Here is an 18322-nt window from a genome sequence, read left to right on the forward strand (position 1 = left end):
GCGCCCTTGACCCGGCTGCGGAGGTCCCTGGCACTTCGCTGACGGCGCTCCCCGTCGCGCTCGGTGGCTCTGGCGAGTGCCTCCGTTGCGGCCAACGGGCGCGCCAGGGGCCAGGACGCGAAGATCAGCGCAGATCCTCGGGTTGAATCAGATTTCGGGGCCGCACGTCGATCAGCCAGGTGCCCGCCCGCGTGGGCGCGAAGAAGTCCAGCGTGTGGTTACGCCACTTCTCCGCTGTACGGAACCGGATACGCAACGGCTGCGACAGCACTTCCACCAGATCACCGGCAAAATCCAGAGCCACCAGCAACTGGTCCTCTTCAAGGCGCTCGAACCCATGAAGACGCACCGTCGACACCAGCGACCCCAGACCGGGCCTGTGCCGCTGCTCCCGCCGCCATGTGAACCCTCGCATCGGCCCGCGGCTCGCCGTCGGAACCCACCCCAGGTGCCGGACCGGCCCCGTGACCTCGTACCCCGCGTACTTCCACGTCGCCGTCCACCGGTCCAACCAACCGTCGGGACAGGTCCAGAACGTTCCGCCCACCGTCCAGCAAGACCGGGACCATCAGATCCGTCCACGTGCAGCGGTGGGACCACAAAGAGCCCCAGCTATCGCTCATGTCCCCAGGTAAGCCGCAGACTTCCCCCCGGAGGGGCGATCTTCCAAGTTGGCGACAACTTGCCTGCAAAGAGCACGGAACACGTCAAGAATAATGCGAATTCAACGACACGTGCCGTGCTCTGGACCTCAAGAAGAGCCAGGTCGAGAGGGGGTGATGACGACAACTGCCATGCTCAGTCTCAACGCTACTTGTCGAGCCCTCCCGGCACGGTACGGGTGGTTCGGGTGGGCGGGCCGGACGCACCGGGCGACTTCCGCTCCTCGCGACTGAGGGTCTGGAAGTTCCCGTGCTCAGGATCACCCACGCTGCGCCGCATCTTCGGATGCGCCTTCGAGCCGCCGAATTCCCACGGGTTGCCATCGCAGACGCTGATCGACAGCAGGTTCGCCGCCCTGTCGTCGGGATACAGGCCCCACTCGCCGGTGCCGCTGCACTCCGAAACCTTGTCGCCGTCGCGGTTGTACTCGGCGAGGTCGGTCACGACGACGGTGCCATCGGCCGCAAAGCGCAGGGTCCCGGCATCGCCCCCGGTCCAGGTGCCTGCGATGTCGGCCCGAGCCAGTTGCTGCTGCTGCCACGTACACCCCGTGGCCAGCATCAGCACCGCGACCGCCGGGACCGCCCCGCGCAGCCCCACCGCAACGACTCGCCCTCGTTCACGCATGACTCCCCCTGCGTACGTCACACCCTGGCCGACTCGCGCACCAGACCGGCAAGCGCTCACGGTGCCATGCAATTTGAACATGTTCAACTCTACTCGGTGTGCGCTGGCCGCCCTCGCTCCTCAGAACGGCAGTGCCCGTGCGTGGATCACGTCCAGGCGGGACACAGCGCGGGTGAGGACCACGTACAGGCGGTGCAGGCCGCGGCCCTCCGGGGCCTCCGCCGCTGCGATCGCCGCCGGTTCGACGGCGACGACGTGGTCGTACTCGAGGCCCTTGACCACGCTCGCCGGGACCACGGCGAGCCGGGCGCCCGGTGTCTCGGGGCCCGCCGCCGGGATGCCGGCCGCGTCGAGGGCCGCCCGCAGCCGGGGTACGTCCGGGTCGGCGGCGACGACGCCCACCGAGCCCTGACGGGCGAGCGCGTGCCGTACGGCGTCCACGACCGTCTCCGGCACGGCGCCCGGCGCGCACGCGCGCAGCGTCAGCTCGCCGTCGCCGCGCAGGGAACGGGCCGGCGGCACGTCCACGCCGAGCCGTGCCAGGAGCCGGTTGGTGAGGCCCACGACCTCCTTCGGCACCCGGAACCCCGTGGTCAGCGGCGTCACGGCCGCGTCCGGGCGGCCCAGGTGGGCCAGGGCGGTGCGCCAGGAGCGCGCGGCCCACGGCGTGGTCCCCTGGGCGAGGTCGCCGAGGACGGTGAGCGAACCGAAGGCGGAGCGGCGGGCGATGGCCCGGCACTCCATCGGGGAGAGGTCCTGGGCCTCGTCGACGACGACGTGGCCGTAGCCCTCGGGGTGTTCGAGGAGTCCGGCGACCTCGTCGAGGAGGACCAGGTCGGCGGCGGACCAGCGTGCCGACTTCCACGACCGCGGCGCCCTCCCGGTCCACAGCAGGGCCTTCTGCTCGTCGGCGTCCAGGACGCCGTCGGCCGCCCGCGCCAGCACGGACGGGTCGCCGAGGAGCGGGGCCAGCACCTCCTCCGGGCGCACCCGGGGCCATACGGCGTCCAGGGCCGCGCCGACGGGCCGGGAGCGTTCGACGCGGCGCAGCCAGGCGTGGGGGCGCGGCCCGGCGCGCCGTTCGGCGCGCTCCTGGACGTACCCCACGATCCGGGCCCGGACCCGGTCCCGCCCGACGGTGTACGGCGGCTGCTCGTCGCGCACGTCCGCGACGACGCGGGCCAGCGTCTCGGCCGGGACGCGCCAGCGGTAGGAACCGTCCGGGACGGTGAGGTCGCCCGCGGCGTCGGGGGCCACGCGCGCGTACAGGGCACGGCGCAGCACCTCGGCCGTACGGGCGTCGTGCTTGAGGGCGGCGGCGGGCGCGTCGTCGGTACGGGTGACCGGGTGCCGGGCGATCTCCTCGGCCAGGGTCGACTGCCGTACGCCGCTCTCGCCGAGGGCGGGGAGCACTTCCGCGATGTAGGAGAGGAAGGTCGGGTTGGGGCCGAGGACGAGCAGGCCGCCGCGCCGGATGCGCTGCGGGTGGGTGTAGAGCAGGTACGCGGCCCGGTGCAGGCCGACGGCGGTCTTGCCGGTGCCCGGGGCGCCCTGGACGCAGACGGTGTCGCCGAGGCCGGCGCGGACCAGGTCGTCCTGCTCGGGCTGGATGGTGGCGGCGATGTCCCGCATGGGTCCGACGCGGGGGCGTTCGATCTCCCGGGCGACGATGGCGCTGGCCCGGGACTCGCCCCGGCCGAGGTGCTCGTCCTCCATGCCGGTGAGGTCGGCGCTCTCGCCCCGGCTGCCGGGCGCCCATCCGAAGCGGCGGCGGACGGCGACGCCCCGGGGGTCACCGGCGGTGGCCTGGTAGAAGGCGCGGGAGACGGGGGCGCGCCAGTCGACGACGAGGGGCGGGGCGGCCGGGTGCTCGGTGATCCGCAGCCGCCCGATGTGCAGCGCCCGCCCGCCTTCCCCTTCCGCGTCCCTGTCCCCTTCCGTCTCCGCTTCCGCTTCCGTCTCCGTGAAGTCCAGCCGGCCGAAGAACAGCGGCCCCGGTGGCAGTTCGCGCATCTCCTTGGCCCGGCTGCGCAGGCGGTAGCCGAGGGCCTCGGCGTCGGCACCGGAGGCGGAGACGTCCTCGCCGGTGACGACGTGCTCCTGGGCACCCTCGACCATCTCGGCGAGGACGGAACGGCAGTGGTCGTGGTGGGCGCGTTCCCGGTCGAGGGCGCGCTGGAGGACGGGTTCGGTCGACGTCATTCCGGCAAGCATAGAGGAAAGACGTTACCGAGTTACATTATTTACTTCGTCATACGTTCGGGCAGCCCCGCCGCCAGCCCCGCGAACGCCCGCTCCGCCGCCGCCACCGCGTCCCCCCGCACGTCCTCCACCCGCTCCCCGCCGGCGATCCGCCGCCAGTTGTCGAGCGCGAGGACACGCTGGACGGCGATGATCTGACCGGCGGCCAGCCTGGCCTCCAGGTCGCCGCCGAGCACCCCGGCGAGCGCGGCCTCGGACCGCTCCAGCTGGGTGTGCATGCGGGCGACCAGGGCGGGGGTGCCGTAGAGCAGCCGGTGGAAGGCGAGTACGGCGGGGTGGTCGTTGAGCCCGGTCACCGGGTCGCACCTCTCCAGCCCCGCCAGGAAGTGGCGGCGCAGCGCGTCGAGCGGCGCCCGGCCCCGGCCCGCCACCCGGGCCGCCTCCTCCTCGTGGTCGGCGATCCGGTACAGGACGAGGTCCTCCTTCGCCGGGAAGTACCGGAAGAGCGTCGGCTTGGAGACCTCGGCCGCGGCGGCCACCTCCGCGACGGACACCGCGTCGAAGCCCCGCTCCAGGAAGAGTTCGACGGCGGTGTCCGACAGCGTCCGGAACATCCGCTGCTTCTTGCGCTCGCGCAGACCGGGGGCGGGGCTGGGGACGGGGGCGTTCATGGGGCCGAGCCTATGGCCTGCCCGGCGGGGGCCCCTCGTCCCGCGGTTGCGCGCGGCCCCAGCGCACCAGGGCGGTGCCGATCTCGGCGGGCCCCGGTACCGACTCGAGTCCGAGGGGCGGGGCCGCGGCGGACAGGACGCCGTGCAGGCGGGCTGCCGCGAGCGCGACCTCGGGGCCGGGGGACCGCGCGGCCCGGCCCAGGGAGACGGCCTCCCGGACGACGTCGGTGAAGACCGACTGGGCCCGCTTGTACCCGAGCAGCAGGTCCAGGTCCTGCCGCCAGCCGTACGTCCCGCCGGGACGGGCTGCCTCGACCGCGTGCCGCCAGCCCGCCACCACCTGGCGGAGTTGCCGGGACGGGTAGCGCATCAGGTGCAGATGGGTGGCCAGTTCGTACAGCGGGTCGCCGACCATCGCCAGTTCCCAGTCGATGGTCCACAGCCGCCGGTCCGCGTCGACGATGAGGTTCTCGCGGTGCAGGTCGGCGTGGAGCAGGCAGAACGGCCGCTCCCGGAGTCCCGCGACATGCTTGCGCAGCCTGGTGAACCCGTCGTCGTCCAGGCCTAGACCGGCGAAGAGGGACCCGAACCGCGGCAGGTTGTCCTCGTAGACGCGCCGCTCGGTGAAGCAGACGAGCCGTTCCATGAAGCCGTCGCTGTCGCCGTCCGCGGGCCGGTCGTCGGGGTGGCACAGCCGCTCCACGGGGAGCGTCTGCCACGTCACGGCCGCCGTCTCCCCGAAGAGCCGCACGAGCTGCCGCACCAGCTCAGGGGGCACCGCCCGGCCGGCGCCGTGCAGCGTGCCCAGGGTCCGGCCCTCGATGAAGCGCTGCAAGTGCAGCCCGTCGAACTCGAAGACGTCCGGTACGTGGGTGATCCGGCTGTGCAGGGCGGACAGCAGCCGCTCCTCCGACACGAAGCACCGGCGGTCGAACCACAGCAGGCCGCTCCGCGGCTCCCGGCACTTCCAGCGCGCCGAGCCCGCGGCGCCCGCCTCGCCCGCGGCGGCGGGCAGCGGTACCACGTACGTCTCGTGGTGGTAGCCGCGCAGCGGACCCTCGACCGTACGTGCGTCACCGCTCACCTCGACGGCACGGAGCCGGGCGGGGGAGGCCGTTTCAGGCGACATCTACCGTTTTTCTCTCGCCTTGGACCCATGCGCAGATGCAGGAGTGGGAGAACGGTACTCCCGTTGCCCCCGCGATGTGCGACGCCACGGGGCCGGGTCGGGCGCGTCAGGCGCCGTCCGCGACCGGTCCGGCGCGCTCCCACAGCAGCCGCAGTACCGGCTCCAGGGAGTTCACGACCGTCTCGGCGCCCGCCTCTTCGAGGATCTTCGCCTTCCGCCCGTTGTGGCCGTAGCCGAGGAAGGGCACGCCGGCCCGGCGGGCGGCGGTCAGGTCGGAGGTGGTGTCGCCGACCATCAGGGCCTCGGCCGGCGCGACCCCCATCGCGCTGAGCGCGCGGTTGAGGCAGTACGGGTCCGGCTTGAGCAGGTGCAGCGCCTCGGTGCGCCCGTAGATGTGCGGCGCGAAGCAGTCCAGCAGACCCCGCATCTCCAGGTACTCGCTCACCGCGCGGGGCGAGTTGTTGGTCGTGATCGCGAGGCCGACGCCGAGCGCGGACCAGGTGCGGATCAGGGGGTAGGCGTACTCGGTCGGCCAGGCGGTGGGCACGGCGCGCAGCTCCTCGCGGGTCAGCCGTTCCTCGAAGTCGGCGACCAGGTCGCTCCGGTGGCGCCTGCGGTTGACCGCGCCGAGCAGGACCTGCGGGTCCGGGTGGACCTGCTCCTCCTGGGTCAGCAGCTCCTTGAGCCCCAGCGTCTCCAGCCAGTCGACCAGTTCGCCCGCCACCCGGTCGGCCGCGTGGCCCGCGAACAGTCTGCAGACGGGGCCGTCGAAGTCCCACAGGACGACACGGGCGCCCTCGACCAGCTCGCGCAGTCCCCCGGGCTCTTCGAACGGCTCGCCGTGCCCGCCCGCCGGTTCCGTCTGATCCGTATCGGAAGTCACTAGGAGAGTGTCATGTCCGTGGTGATGGTTTCCCAGAGGGCGTCGAACCACTTCTGCGATTCCTCCACGAAGACCGCGTCCCGGTGACCGGTCCGCTTCAGGAACGAGAACAGCAGCGTCCGGGAGCCGAGCACGTCGTACATCTGAAGGGTCCGGCTCTCGTACTCCTCCTCGCGCCGGGTCACCGTGTAGTAGCCGACGAGGGCCTCCTCGCCGTTGAGCAGGTAGAGCTTCATCGGCGGGGTGAACGGCAGGGCACGGAAGGCGATGCGCACGTCGACGCGGTGGGTGGAGCGCACGGCCTGAAGGTTGTGCTGGAGGACGCGGGCCTGGGCGTTGCGCATCTGGAGCCAGCGCTGGTGGACCGGGTCGTCCTCCTCCTGCTCGATCAGGACGGGGAAGGCGAGCGCTATGTCGCGCGACGGCATCAGCACGCGGAAGTCGATCGCCTCGGGGCGGACCCGGCCCTCGTGGATCAGGCGGAGCGGCTCGCTCAGGGCCAGCATCAGCGTCTCCGAGGTGTGGCACACGACGTCGATCCGCACCCGCGGCGCTTCGAACGCCTCCGCCAGGCGCGGCCCGAGGGTGACCATCGTCGACTGCGGCTCGACCCGGGGCACGGCGGGCTCGGCGATGCGGGGCGGGCTGCCCTTGCTGACGTTGGTGAGCAGGCCGTCCTCCTGGAGCGCCCGCAGGGCCTGGCGGACGGTGCCGCGCTCCACGCCGAACTCGTCGGCCAGCTCCGCCTGGGTGGGCAGGCGGTCGCCCGCCCTGAGGTCTCCCCCGCGGATCCGCTCCCGCAGGACCTCGGCGATCTCCTGCGACGAGAGCCTTCTGCTGCCGTTCACGGACACGTTCTCCTGAGTCACGACCAAACGCTACAACTTCGACCTACCTACATGGAGTTGTTTGAAACTTGTTTATAGGTAGCAGCCAAGTGGGGACAACTACAGCAGAGTTGGCAGCCAACTTCGCCAGGTTGGCGAAAGTTGACCTTCCCAGCTTCCGGAACGTCCCGAAGGGGGGAACGACCCATGCCCGTCCTCGCCCTGGTCTCCGCGGTCTTCGTGGTCGCCTTCGAGCAGATCGTCCAGTGGAAGTACGGCGCCACCGGAATCGTCGGCCTGCTCCTGCTCACCGTCGGCGTCAAGGCCAAGAGTCCTTCCGTCAGCTCCGCCGGAGCGGTGCTGCTGGCCCTCCTGGTCGCGGGGCCCGCGCTCTGAACGGGGCGGTCAGTTCGTGAGCAGCAGCTCCGAGCTGATCGTCCCCCACAGCGCGTCGAACCACAGCCGGGACTGCTTCACGAACACGCCGTCACGCAGGCCGTCGCCCTGTTCGAAGGCGAACAGCGTCGAGCGGATGCCCTCCGCGTCGTACGTCTCCAGCTGCTCGTGGCCGATCTCCCGCTCCCGCCGGCCGAGGGTGTAGTAGGCGAAGAGGGCCTCGGCGCCGTTGAGCACGTACAGCTTCACCGGCGGCGTGAAGGGCAGCGCGCGGAAGGAGACGTGCACGTCGATGCCGTGCGTGGCGCGCAGACTCAGCAGGTTGTGCCGGAGCACCTGCCCCTGGGCGTTGCGCATCGCCAGCCACCGCTCGTGCACCGGGCCGCCCGCCGCGCCGCCCGTCACCGCCACCGGGAAGGCGAGGTCGATGTCGCTGCTCGGCAGCAGGACCCGGACGTCGACCTTGGCCGGTTTCAGTCGCCCGGCGTGGATCTGGCGCAGGGCTTCGCCGAGGGCGAGGGTGAGGGAGACGGAGGTCAGGCACAGCGCGTCGATCTCGACGTGCTCGGCGGCGAAGGCGGCCGCGATCCGGGGGGCGAGGGCCGCGGTGGTCGGCATCGGCCGCGCCTCCGGACCGTCCTGGACGCCGTACGGGCCGGGCGCGACGGTCGCCGGGCTTCCCTTGGACACGTTGGTGAGCAGACGTTCCGACTGGAGAATGCGCAGGGCCCGGCGGACGGCGCCCCGCTCCACGCCGAACTCGTCGGCCAACTGGGCCTGCGTGGGCATGCGCTCGCCCGGCCGCAGCCGCCCGGACCTGATCCGGGCGCGCAGCTCGTCGGCCACCTCTCCATGTGTTGTCCGTGGCCGCTGCGGTCTCTTCCGCCCGTCGACGGCGGCGTGTTCCGGCTCCACGACCAAACACTACAACTTCGCGCCATCTTTGGGCAGTTCGCGGAAAGGTGGTTATGAGCCGCTTCCAAGCGGAGATAAGTAAAGAGAAGTTGGCAGCCAACTTGAGCAACGTGGTCGAGCCTCACGGGGGTTGGCCACCACGGCGACAGTGAACCGCCGGCCGGGCCCCCTTCCGGAGGGGAGCCGGGAGCCCGGCAGGCGGCAGGCACCACGCACAACAACCACAACCACAACCGAAGAGCACGCGCTACGGATGCGCACGTCCACCGTCACCGGCGGAAGGGAGTCACCTCAGAACATGTCCGGGCACCAAGGCCGCCTGGACGTACGCAGCAGGGCGTCGACCACACGGGCGGCGCCCGCTCGTTCTTCCCGGACCCGCCCGAGCGCGGCCAGCCGCACGGCCGACGCGTCGCCGAGCCAGAGGGCCGCCAAGTCGCCCACGTCGAGCACGAGATGGGCGCTCTCGGCGGTCGGCACGCAGGACGCACCGTCCGGCCCCGCCTCCAGTCGCCATCGCCCGCCGGTGAGCCCTCCCCGGTCCACGACCTCGAGCACCACCGCCCCCCGCCCGTCGTACGTCCGCGCCTCCAGGGCCGCCGCGACGTCCAGGATCCGCACCCACAGCCAGTCGGCCTGTGTGGTGATGCGGGCCGCGCGCGGGTCCGGCAGGAGGTGCGGGAGCAGGTCGTCGGGGGAGCGCCAGCCGCTCTTCACCGTCTGGACCCAGTCGATCGAGCACAGGTAGTGCCACAGCGCCCGCTCGGCGGCCGGGGTCACGCCGATCAGCCATTCCACGGTCGCGGTGTTCAGCGGCTGCTTGGCGTCGCCCCAGTGGTCGTCGGTCCGGTACGAGGCCAGACCCTCGACCCCGCCGTCCGCCGAGCGGTACATGACGTAGTAGGGCTCGGTCCACGGCGTGCCGTTCATGTTCACGAGGCCGGTCCGGGACTGCCACCACAGCTCGGTCCGGCTGACCGCGCCCGGCTGCTCCCGGCGCAGCCACCCGTGCAGCCCGGGTCCGAGCCCCCGCACGTCCTCGCCGTCCACGAGGTCGATCCGGCCGCCGTCCTCCGGGGCCGCCCAGCGCCGGTCGAGGCCGGCGCGGGGCACGTCGACCGCCCACTCGGTCATGGTGGTGGCGGGGCCGAAGCCGTACCGGCCGTAGATCGGGTACTCCGCCGCGATCAGCGTCGCGACGACGTCCCCGCGCTCCTTCGCCGCGGCCAGGTCCTGCGCCATCATCCGGGTGAGCAGGCCGCGGCGGCGGTGGGTCGCGGTGACGGTGACGTTGGATATCGCGTCGGCCCGGACCGTGCCGCCCCCGACGGCGGTCAGCTCCTGGTCGAAGGACCGGAAGGTCGCCACGCACCGGTCGCCGTCGAAGGCGCCGAGCGACCGGCCGGGCACGAACTGCCGGCGCCGCGCCTCCAGCTGCTCCTCGGCCACGGCGGGCGGCTGCAGGAAGCCCGTGTTCAGGGCCCGGTTCCAGTCGGGGAACTCGGCCTCGGTGATGGGACGTACGTCTGTCTCGGTGCGGCGGCTCATACGCTCACGGTAGGTCGACGCCCCCGCCCGCGTCGCGGGATTAATCCCGGTGGTCAGGGGCCCGCCGACGTCAGAAGGCCGCCCGGATCTCCCCCACCTCCCGGCCGGCGCCCAGCAGCGGCGCGCGGCCGATGCGGTCGACGACCGGGCCGTCCACGCCCAGCAGGGCCAGGGCGCGGGCCAGGACCGGGCCGAGCGCCCGGGTGGCGCCGTCCTCGACCTTGAAGGCGAGGGCGCGGCCGTCCGGCAGGGCCACCGCCTGGACGGCTTCCGCGCCCATCTTGGAGAGCGTGCCCGGCACCTCGCGCATCAGCCAGGTGTCGGCGCGGCGGCTGCCGGCCACGTACTCGGGGTGGGCGCGCATCGCGTCGGCGACCCGGCGCTCGGCCGAACCGGGCTCGGCGGCGACGAAGGAGCGGAAGGCGCGGGCCAGGCCGACCAGGCTGATCGCCATCAGCGGCGCCCCGCACCCGTCGGTACCGACGGCGGCGACCGGCTCGCCCGCGGCGTCCTCCACAACCCTGTGGATGATCCGCTGGAGCGGGTGCTCCGGGTCGAGGTACGTCTCCAGCGGCCAGCCCTGCTGCGCGCAGACCGCCAGCATCGCGGTGTGCTTGCCGGAGCAGTTCATCGTGACGCGGTCGGGCGCGGCGCCCGACGCCAGGTACGTGTCCCGCTCCTCCGCGTCCAGCGGCAGGTCGGGCGGGCACTGGAGCAGCGCCGGGTCCAGGCCGTACTCGTCCAGCATCTTGCGGACCAGGTCCCGGTGAAACGGTTCTCCGGAGTGGCTCGCGGCGGCCAGCGCCAGCCGCTCCCCCGCGAGGTCGAGACCGGCCCGCAGGACGCCGGCCGCCTGCATCGGCTTGTTGGAGGAGCGCGGGAAGACCGGCGCCGTCACCTCGCCCAGCGCCAGCTCCACCGCCCCGTCGGCGCCCAGCACCACCAGGCTGCCCCGGTGCCGCCCCTCGACGAAGCCGGACCGGACGACCTCGGCGAGGACGGGCGGCACGACGGGCGAGAGGGCGGACGTGGGCGCGGGCGCGGCCTGGTCCGCATGCGACGACTGCGGCGTCTGTGACGGCTGCGGCGTTTGTGACGGCTGCGACGGCTGGGGCGCGGGCATCGGCGGTGGCCTTCCGGAACGGGCGACCCCCCGCGGCGACGGCCCGGGATCACCGGGCCCCGGAAGGCGGCGCGGATGGCCGCCCCCCGTGTCACACGAGCAGGTCGTCGACTTGTGCTTCCCCTTCACGGTACCGGCGTGCGATCTCCGCGCTGCAGCCGTCCGCCGTGCGCTGGAGCCGCTGCCGGCTCCGGGAGACCTGCTGCTCGTAGCGCACGAGCCGCCCCATGCCGGCGGTCAGCTCGACGTCGGTGCGGGCCGTCAGGTCGGACAGCTCCACCTCGCCCATCATCTCCGCGGCCAGCCGCCTGCACTCCTCGCTGCGCGGGGTGGCCAGCGTCACGTGCCGGGCGGAGGAACGCTGCCGGGCGGGCGCGTCGGCGAGGATCTCCGACAGCCGCTCCACCACCGACCCGGTCGTCGCGGTGGTCACCACGGACGACGACGCCGGCCCGCGCCCCGCCAGCTCCGCGCGCAGGATGTCGATACGGCCCTGCAACAGCCGCCGTACGTAGCTGAGGTCGGCCTCCTCGCGCTGGGCGTCCCGGCGCAGCGTGCGCAGCTCCGGCAGGCTCAGGACGGTCAGATCCCGCTCCGGTGGGTTCGCCGGTGGGTTCGCCGGCAGCTCGGGGCTGTCCGTGCGCTGGAGGGGCGCCCGGGGCGTCTCCAGACCAACCGGGCCACCCGGACCGGTCGAACCGCCCCGTCCACTCGGACATGTCAACGCGGCAGTCCCGAACGACCGCCCCGTACTCGGTGTGCTCATGCGCCTCAACCGTCCCCTCGCCCGGCGTCTGGAAGCATCGTGCCACCCCAAGTGGCCGCTATGTGACCGAGTGCCCCTGATCGGCCCCGATCGGCCCCAGATGGGGGGTTCGCAGCGATAAAAACCCCGTACGGCCCCGCCCCTCCACACCCTAGGGGCGCACGGCATCATTGCGGGATGCGTGCAGTAGTGCAGAGGGTCGACGGCGCGAGCGTCGTCGTGGACGGCGAGACGGTGGGCGCGATCGACGGCGAGGGCCTGTGCGTCCTGGTGGGCGTCACCCACGACGACACCAAGGAGAAGGCGGCGCAGCTGGCCCGCAAGCTCTGGTCGGTGCGGATCCTGCACGACGAGAAGTCGTGCAGCGACCTCGACGCCCCGCTGCTGGTGATCAGCCAGTTCACTCTTTATGGCGACGCCCGCAAGGGCCGCCGCCCCACCTGGAACGCCGCCGCCCCCGGCGACGTCGCCGAACCGCTGGTCGACGAGGTCGTCGCGCACCTGCGCGCGCTGGGCGCGACCGTGGCGACGGGCCGCTTCGGCGCGCAGATGCGGGTGTCCCTGACGAACGACGGCCCGTTCACGGTCCTCGTGGAGGTCTGAGCCCAGCCCCTCAGGGCTCGACGACGGTCTCCTGGGCGGCCGCGGTCTCCTCGGCCAGCAGCCGGGCGTCCACCGGCACGTTGCGCTTCACCAGGGCGAGGGCGACCGGGCCCAGCTCGTGGTGGCGCACGGACGTGGTGACGAAGCCGATCTTCCGGCCGTCGGGCCCGTCGTCCGCGAGGCGGATCTCGGCCCCGTTCGGCGGCAGGTGGACCTCGCTGCCGTCCAGGTGCAGGAAGACCAGCCGGCGCGGCGGCTTGCCGAGGTTCTGCACCCGGGCGACGGTCTCCTGCCCCCGGTAGCAGCCCTTCTGGAGGTGCACGGCGGTGCCGATCCAGCCCAGCTCGTGCGGGATGGTGCGGTGGTCGGTCTCGAAACCGAGCCGGGGACGGTGCTGCTCGACCCGCAGCGCCTCGTGGGCGAGGATCCCGGCCGCGGGCCCGGACTCGGCGGCGAACGCCTCCAGCTCCTCCCGCGGCAGGAAGAGGTCACGCCCGTACGGCGTCTCGCGGACGACGGCCGAGGCGGGGGCCTGGGCGATCGAACCGGCCGGCAGGTGCACGACCGCGGTGTCGGCGGTGCGGTCGGCGACCTCGACCCGGTAGAAGAACTTCATCGACTCCAGGTAGGCGATCAGCGCCTCCTGGCTGCCGGGCTCGACGTGGGCCCAGACGGTCGTGCCGTCGTCGACGAGGTACAGGGCGTGTTCGATGTGGCCGTTCGCGGACAGGACCAGCGCCTCGGTGGCCTGGCCGACGGGCAGGTCGCTGACGTGCTGGGTGAGCAGCAGGTGCAGCCAGCTCAGCCGGTCGTCGCCCGTGACGGTGAGGACACCGCGGTGGGAGAGGTCGACGAAGCCGGTGCCGTCGGCGAGGGCACGCTGCTCGCGGAACAGGTCGCCGTAGTGGGCGGCGACGCCTTCGTCCACACCCTCGGCGGGAACGGCGCCGGGCAGGGACAGCAGGGGGCTCTTCATACGCCCAGCCTACGACTCGCTTACGAGTCGGTAGTTGAACCCTTCAGGGAGCAGCTCTCGCACCGGCCGAAGATCGCGAAGTGCTTCATGTCCGTGTCGAAGCCGAACTGCTCGCGCAGCTTGGCCGTGAAGTCGGCGGCCACCGACAGATCGGCCTCGATCACGTTGGTGCAGTCCCGGCAGACCAGGTGGATGTGGTGGTGCCGGTCGGCCAGGTGGTAGGTGGGCGCACCGTGCCCGAGGTGGGCGTGGCTGACCAGCCCCAGCTCCTCCAGCAGCTCCAGCGTGCGGTACACGGTGGAGATGTTGATCCCGGAGGCCGTCTTGCGCACCTGGCCCAGAATGTCGTCCGGGGTCGCATGCTCCAGGGTGTCGACGGCTTCGAGCACCAGCTGCCGCTGGGGCGTCAGCCGGTAGCCACGCTGCCTGAGGTCGCTCTTCCAGTCGGTGCTCACCACACCACGAGTCTAGGACTACTTGAAGAAAGCGATCCCGTCGTCCGGCATGTCGTCCGGCAGGGCCTTGGCCCAGCGCTCGACGTCCTCCGGAGTGACGACCTTCTTCAGGTGCGCCGACATGTACGGGCGCAGCTCGACCTCGGGGGTCTGCTTCTCGCCGACCCACATCAGGTCGCTCTTGACGTAGCCGTACAGCCGCTTGCCGCCGGTGTAGGGCTGAGCAGCCGCCGTCCGGGCGACCGCGTCCGTCACCAGGTCGATCTGCGGCTTCTGGTTCGCCATCTCGCCGTACCAGATCTCGATGACGCCGTCGTCGCGCGTCATCGTCACCTCGACCTTGCGGTTGGCGTCGATGCGCCAGAAGCCGTGCTCCGACTCCAGCGGGCGGACCTTGTTGCCGTCGTTGTCCAGCACCCAGGTGTGGGACTCGTACTCCAGGAAGTCCCGGCCGTCGTGGGTGAAGGACACCTCCTGGCCGAAATTGCACTTCTCGGCGCCGGGGAAGTCGTGCACGCCCGCGCCCGCCCAGTTTCCGAGGAGGAAGGCGAGGGGGACGAGGTCCTTGTGCAGGTCGGACGGGATCTCGATCATGAGCGGACTTACTTCCTGGCGTCGGTGATCAGCGCTGGCCCTGGTACAGCTTCTTCACGGTCAGACCGGCGAAGGCGAGAACGCCGACGCAGACCAGGACCAGCAGGGCTTCGAAGAAGATCTCCACGGGGTGCTCCTTGAGCGGGGGGCATAAACAGGGCCGGCCCCAGCTTACGCGGCCCGCCCCGCCTCTTCTCGCCGGACTCCGTCCAGGAAGGCGGCCCACACGGGGGCGGCGAAGAGGAGGGCTCCGCGAGCGGGGTCCTTGCTGTCCCGGACGGGGACGAGAGAGGGGAGGTTGGGGGCGACCTCGACGCAGTTGCCGCCGTCCGGGTTGCTGTAACTGCTCTTGCGCCAGTCGGCGGCGCCGAGGAGATCGTCGGAGACCTCGACGCAGTTGCCACCGCTTGAGTTGCTGTAGCTGCTCCTGCGCCAAGACACGGCGCTCAGATCGATGGCTCGCATGGCGCTTCCTCCAACGTTCGCAGGATGAAATCGCGCGACTGGGCCGGTGACAGCGCCAAGTCACGCGTCGAATCGTACCTGCGCTGAAGCAGCTCAACCGAGGCGTTTTCTTCGACCAGTTCGCCGCGCAAATCGTTCTCGATGTATGCCACTACCCGGCCGTTCGGCAGCCGCAGAAACATCACGTCGGTGTTGGTCAGCCCGTGCCGCCCGGCACTGAACGGCAGCACGTGGAGGGTGATGTTCGCCCGCTCGGACATCTCCACCAAGTGGGTCAACTGCTCACGCCATGCACCCATGTCACGCAGCAACGTACGCAGCACCGCCTCGGACAGAATGACGCGAAACGGCGGTGGGGTGTCGCCCTCCAACAACTGCCGGCGACCAAGACGTGCCTCCACCTGCTGCTCAAGCTCGGGGACAGTCAGCCAGCCTGCGGCAAGAGCCTCGCGCGCGTACCCGGCGGTCTGAAGGAGCCCCGGTGGAGCGCTCACCGCGTAGTACCACAAGCTGATCGCCTCGGCCTCCAGGATCCTGTACCGCCGATACTGCTCGCGGAACTGCGTCGGATCGGCCACCGCCAGCTCCCACAGCGTGAGCAGCATGCCGCCCGTGCCGTAGTACTGGTCCAGCGCCTCCACGATCTCCGGGCCGCCCAGCGTGTGGCCGTGCTCCATCTTTCCGAACTGGGACGCGTCCCAGCCCACCACCTCCGCGACGCCCCGCAGGGACACGCCCCGCCCGTTGCGCAGCAGCCGCAGCTCCTCCGCGAACCGTGCCCTCGGTTCCTGACTGCGACCCGTGATCGCCCTCCGCTGCGGCACCGCACCCCTCCCGGCTGTGGAATTTGTGGAATTTGGAGCGCCCGGTGTGGCACTAGCGGCCGTTCCGGGCTTGGCGACCCCCGCCGTGGGTCATGCTCGTAACTGCCCACCACTACGCAGAGTAGTGCAACTGTCGCATTCCGTACAGACGTTGACGTAAGGGAGCGAACCCGTGAGAACAGAACCGGCCACCTACGAGCCCGGCACCGTGCTCTACGACACCGCCGCCGCGAAGGTCGGTGAGTACCGGGGCCGCAGCGGGGCGCGGGCGATACTCCGTCCGCTCGGCGGCGGGCGGGAGTGGGAGGCGGAGCCGGCCGTGCTGCGCCCGGCGACCGACCGGGAGCGCCTCGGGGCGAGCCTGCGCGCCGCGAACGACCGCACCCTGGCCACGCCCCCGGCCACCCCCGGTGGCCAGGACCGGCCGCCCCTGCCGGTCCCCGGCTGCGAGGCCTGCACCTGGCTGGCCGACCGGCGGGAGACCGCACGCGCGGCGTTCGACCACAGCGCGGTGTCGGACGCGAACGTCCTGCTGCGCCAGCACCAGCGCAAGGAGCACGAGGGATGACGTACGACGGCGGACTGCCCTACGAGGAGTGCCGGCGGGCCCAGCGGCTCGCGCCCCGACGGGACCGGGCGCCCCTCTCTCCCGGCTTCGCGATGCCCCCGTTCCATCCGGACCACCCGCCGAGGCCCGTGCCGAAGCACAAGGCCCGGTCCCGGCGGCGGGCCAGGCCGGCCGGTGCCACGGTCAGCGGCCTGCTCACCGTCCTGTGCGTGGCCACGCTGCTGGTGACGATCACCTTCGCGGTCTGACACCGCCCGCGAGGGCTACGCTTCCGGCATGGCGAAGAAGCTCGTGATCAAGGTGACGGCGGGGGCCGATGCCCCTGAGCGGTGCTCGCAGGCGTTCACCGTGGCGGCGGTGGCCGTGGCCAGTGGGGTCGACGTGTCGCTGTGGCTGACCGGGGAGTCCGCGTGGTTCGCGGTGCCGGGGCGCGCGGCCGAGTTCGAGCTGCCGCACGCCGCGCCGCTGCCCGACCTGCTGGACTCGCTCCTGGCGGGCGGCCGGGTGACGCTGTGCACGCAGTGCGCGGCCCGGCGGGACCTCACCGAGAAGGACGTCATCGAGGGCGTACGCATCGCGGGGGCGCAGGTCTTCGTGCAGGAGGCGTTGGCCGACGACACCCAGTCCCTCGTCTACTGAGGGAGCCCGCGCGCCCCCGCCGTCTGCCCCCGGGCTTGCCCCCGAGTCCCTTCCCCGCGGGCCGACGGGGATGGATGATTCTTCCTCTCTGCCCCGGCGGACACGAAGGAGAAGTGGCGTGCGCGCGCAGACACGGACCGGCGCGGTCGAGGAGACCGGGACGGCCGGGCGGCAGCGGTCCGCTACGGCGGTCGCCCGGCTGCCCGTGCGGGACCTGAGCCCTGCGGGCGTCCGGAACCTCCAAGGGACCGCGGGCAACGACGCGGTGGCCCGCACGGTCCAGCGGCACCGGGACTCGGCCGCGACGGTGCAGCGGGCCCCCACGGCCGACCCGGAGATCCAGCCGATCGTCGACGCGGTGCGGGAGATGCTCGGGACCGCCCGGTCCCTGATCGCCACGGCCCGGGGGATCGCGTTCCGGATGCGGAGCAGGGAGAACCAGCAGAAGCACTGCGACCATCTCGGCACGTCTCTGGACACCGCCGAGCACATGATCTACGGGCAGTTCCGCGCCGACGGCCCGGCCGGCCGGACGACCAACCCGCGCACCACCGCGCTGAAGGCCCTGCTCGACGAGATCCAGGAGCGGCACGTCGAGTACGTGGGCATCCTGCGCCGGTTCGGGCTGCGTCCCGTCGGCGCCGACATCGGCCCCGAGGACACCCAGGGCCTGGCGCAGCTGTCGGGCACCTGGTCACAGGTGGTCGGCGGGCGGGGCATCAAAACCTCGTCGACTCCGCGGGCCTTCGGCGAGGACCGTACGCCCGGGGCGCTGCCGGGCTTCGAGGACCAGATGCTGTCCCACCACGCCCGGCTGCTCTCCCGGGAGCGGGGCCGGAACCTGGTCGGCAGTCTCACCGCCGGGAACGCGGGCACTGGCGAGGCCATGGTGGGCGTGCAGCCCTACCACCCCGAGCAGGTCGAGGCGATGGGCGGCAACAGCGCGGTCGGCGCGGAAGCGGGCGTCAACAGGCCCGAAGAAGGGCTCGCGTCCGCCCCCGACGCCCCCGGCAGGGGCAGTACCAGCTTCGTCGCCGTGCCGCACAACATGCGGGACAGCGAGGGGGCGCAGGAGAACGAGGCCGTCTCGCCCGCCTTCCTGGTCTACGGGCACGAGCTGATCCACGCGCAGCACACCATGCACGGCATCAACGTCCGGAACATCGGCGACGAGGAGGAGGCGACGGTCACCGGCAACGACGAGGCCTCCGCCGCCCTGCACAGGCAGCGGCAGGTGCCGGTCACCACGGAGGAGATGCTGCGCGACGAACACGGCCTGCCGCGCCGCGGCGGCTACACATAGCCCACGGCCCCCGCACGCAGGGACCTAGGGGGTGTCGTTTGGATCTTGCCGGGGTCGCGGGGCCTGGCACGCACATCTGCGGCGTTGTCGTCGGTTGTCAACGCTCCGCGTTGCCGCCCTCCTCCGCCTTGCAGCTGCACGCACC

The 18322-nt window shown here is 72.0% G+C and carries 22 protein-coding genes; 6 read left to right on the forward strand and 16 right to left on the reverse strand.

Features of this window, described 5'->3' with window-relative positions; all coding sequences use genetic code 11:
• Window positions 1-124: 124 nt before the first annotated feature.
• The 7 genes from Sco07f_RS40825 to Sco07f_RS27210 form a co-directional block, all read right to left on the reverse strand.
• Window positions 125-358: a hypothetical protein gene (locus Sco07f_RS40825; protein WP_244942155.1), complete on the reverse strand. Its 234-nt coding sequence runs from the start codon at window positions 356-358 to the stop codon at window positions 125-127.
• Window positions 359-810: 452 nt separating this feature from the next.
• Window positions 811-1290, reverse strand: a complete 480-nt coding sequence (locus Sco07f_RS27185; RefSeq protein WP_159106993.1) for a hypothetical protein — start codon at window positions 1288-1290, stop codon at window positions 811-813.
• 120 nt (window positions 1291-1410) lie between these two features.
• Window positions 1411-3492: a HelD family protein gene (locus tag Sco07f_RS27190; protein WP_108989460.1), complete on the reverse strand. Its 2082-nt coding sequence runs from the start codon at window positions 3490-3492 to the stop codon at window positions 1411-1413.
• 41 nt (window positions 3493-3533) lie between these two features.
• Entirely contained in the window at window positions 3534-4163 is a 630-nt protein-coding gene (locus Sco07f_RS27195; protein WP_054101668.1) for a TetR/AcrR family transcriptional regulator, read from the reverse strand.
• A 10-nt stretch (window positions 4164-4173) separates the two neighbouring features.
• The gene (locus Sco07f_RS27200; RefSeq protein ID WP_108989461.1) at window positions 4174-5292 is read right to left on the reverse strand and encodes a phosphotransferase; all 1119 of its coding nucleotides are present in this window, start codon (window positions 5290-5292) and stop codon (window positions 4174-4176) included.
• 106 nt (window positions 5293-5398) lie between these two features.
• The gene (locus Sco07f_RS27205; RefSeq protein WP_007388811.1) at window positions 5399-6175 is read right to left on the reverse strand and encodes an HAD family hydrolase; all 777 of its coding nucleotides are present in this window, start codon (window positions 6173-6175) and stop codon (window positions 5399-5401) included.
• On the reverse strand, window positions 6175-7050 hold the full coding sequence (locus Sco07f_RS27210; protein WP_078581463.1) for a GntR family transcriptional regulator: 876 nt from the start codon (window positions 7048-7050) through the stop codon (window positions 6175-6177). The genes Sco07f_RS27205 and Sco07f_RS27210 overlap by 1 nt, the downstream gene beginning before the upstream one ends.
• A 159-nt stretch (window positions 7051-7209) precedes the next feature.
• Between Sco07f_RS27210 and Sco07f_RS27215 the strand changes: the two genes are divergently transcribed.
• On the forward strand, window positions 7210-7398 hold the full coding sequence (locus Sco07f_RS27215; RefSeq protein WP_007388826.1) for a hypothetical protein: 189 nt from the start codon (window positions 7210-7212) through the stop codon (window positions 7396-7398).
• Window positions 7399-7407: 9 nt separating this feature from the next.
• On the opposite strand, the gene Sco07f_RS27220 is transcribed toward Sco07f_RS27215, so the two are convergent.
• The 4 genes from Sco07f_RS27220 to Sco07f_RS27235 form a co-directional block, all read right to left on the reverse strand.
• The gene (locus tag Sco07f_RS27220; protein ID WP_063739925.1) at window positions 7408-8319 is read right to left on the reverse strand and encodes a FadR/GntR family transcriptional regulator; all 912 of its coding nucleotides are present in this window, start codon (window positions 8317-8319) and stop codon (window positions 7408-7410) included.
• A gap of 285 nt (window positions 8320-8604) precedes the next feature.
• The gene (locus Sco07f_RS27225) at window positions 8605-9861 is read right to left on the reverse strand and encodes a GNAT family N-acetyltransferase (RefSeq protein ID WP_007388814.1); all 1257 of its coding nucleotides are present in this window, start codon (window positions 9859-9861) and stop codon (window positions 8605-8607) included.
• A 70-nt stretch (window positions 9862-9931) separates the two neighbouring features.
• On the reverse strand, window positions 9932-10984 hold the full coding sequence (locus tag Sco07f_RS27230) for an asparaginase (protein WP_203602779.1): 1053 nt from the start codon (window positions 10982-10984) through the stop codon (window positions 9932-9934).
• Between the two features lie 91 nt (window positions 10985-11075).
• On the reverse strand, window positions 11076-11750 hold the full coding sequence (locus tag Sco07f_RS27235) for an RsiG family protein (RefSeq protein WP_007388816.1): 675 nt from the start codon (window positions 11748-11750) through the stop codon (window positions 11076-11078).
• A 177-nt stretch (window positions 11751-11927) separates the two neighbouring features.
• Between Sco07f_RS27235 and dtd the strand changes: the two genes are divergently transcribed.
• Window positions 11928-12353, forward strand: a complete 426-nt coding sequence (gene dtd / locus Sco07f_RS27240; protein ID WP_007388827.1) for a D-aminoacyl-tRNA deacylase — start codon at window positions 11928-11930, stop codon at window positions 12351-12353.
• A 10-nt stretch (window positions 12354-12363) separates the two neighbouring features.
• Here the strand turns inward: dtd and ygfZ are convergent, their stop codons facing one another.
• From ygfZ to Sco07f_RS27270, 5 genes are all read right to left on the reverse strand, one after another.
• Window positions 12364-13329 (reverse strand): CAF17-like 4Fe-4S cluster assembly/insertion protein YgfZ, encoded by a 966-nt coding sequence (ygfZ, locus tag Sco07f_RS27245; RefSeq protein ID WP_007388817.1) that lies wholly within the window; start codon window positions 13327-13329, stop codon window positions 12364-12366.
• A gap of 20 nt (window positions 13330-13349) precedes the next feature.
• Window positions 13350-13787, reverse strand: a complete 438-nt coding sequence (locus tag Sco07f_RS27250; protein WP_007388818.1) for a Fur family transcriptional regulator — start codon at window positions 13785-13787, stop codon at window positions 13350-13352.
• 15 nt (window positions 13788-13802) lie between these two features.
• On the reverse strand, window positions 13803-14378 hold the full coding sequence (locus Sco07f_RS27255; protein WP_007388819.1) for a heme-binding beta-barrel domain-containing protein: 576 nt from the start codon (window positions 14376-14378) through the stop codon (window positions 13803-13805).
• Between the two features lie 171 nt (window positions 14379-14549).
• Window positions 14550-14843, reverse strand: a complete 294-nt coding sequence (locus tag Sco07f_RS27265; protein WP_167468236.1) for a DUF397 domain-containing protein — start codon at window positions 14841-14843, stop codon at window positions 14550-14552.
• Window positions 14825-15667, reverse strand: coding sequence for a helix-turn-helix domain-containing protein (locus Sco07f_RS27270; RefSeq protein ID WP_108989462.1), 843 nt, complete (start codon window positions 15665-15667; stop codon window positions 14825-14827). Before Sco07f_RS27270 ends, Sco07f_RS27265 begins: the two co-directional genes overlap by 19 nt.
• A 172-nt stretch (window positions 15668-15839) precedes the next feature.
• Here Sco07f_RS27270 and Sco07f_RS27275 point away from each other — a divergent pair, with 172 nt between their 5' ends.
• The 4 genes from Sco07f_RS27275 to Sco07f_RS27290 all read left to right on the forward strand — a co-directional run bounded on the left by Sco07f_RS27275 (window position 15840) and on the right by Sco07f_RS27290 (window position 18177).
• Complete coding sequence (locus tag Sco07f_RS27275) at window positions 15840-16235, forward strand: hypothetical protein (RefSeq protein ID WP_108989463.1); 396 nt, start codon at window positions 15840-15842, stop codon at window positions 16233-16235.
• A complete protein-coding gene (locus Sco07f_RS27280; protein ID WP_054101676.1) occupies window positions 16232-16483 on the forward strand; it encodes a hypothetical protein in 252 nt (83 codons plus the stop codon). The genes Sco07f_RS27275 and Sco07f_RS27280 overlap by 4 nt, the downstream gene beginning before the upstream one ends.
• Window positions 16484-16511: 28 nt before the next feature.
• Window positions 16512-16874, forward strand: a complete 363-nt coding sequence (locus Sco07f_RS27285; protein ID WP_108989464.1) for a DsrE family protein — start codon at window positions 16512-16514, stop codon at window positions 16872-16874.
• Window positions 16875-16992: 118 nt separating this feature from the next.
• Window positions 16993-18177, forward strand: a complete 1185-nt coding sequence (locus tag Sco07f_RS27290) for a M91 family zinc metallopeptidase (RefSeq protein ID WP_159106994.1) — start codon at window positions 16993-16995, stop codon at window positions 18175-18177.
• Window positions 18178-18322: the final 145 nt, after the last annotated feature.

Source organism: Streptomyces coelicoflavus, from assembly GCF_003112555.1.
GTDB lineage: Bacteria > Actinomycetota > Actinomycetes > Streptomycetales > Streptomycetaceae > Streptomyces > Streptomyces coelicoflavus.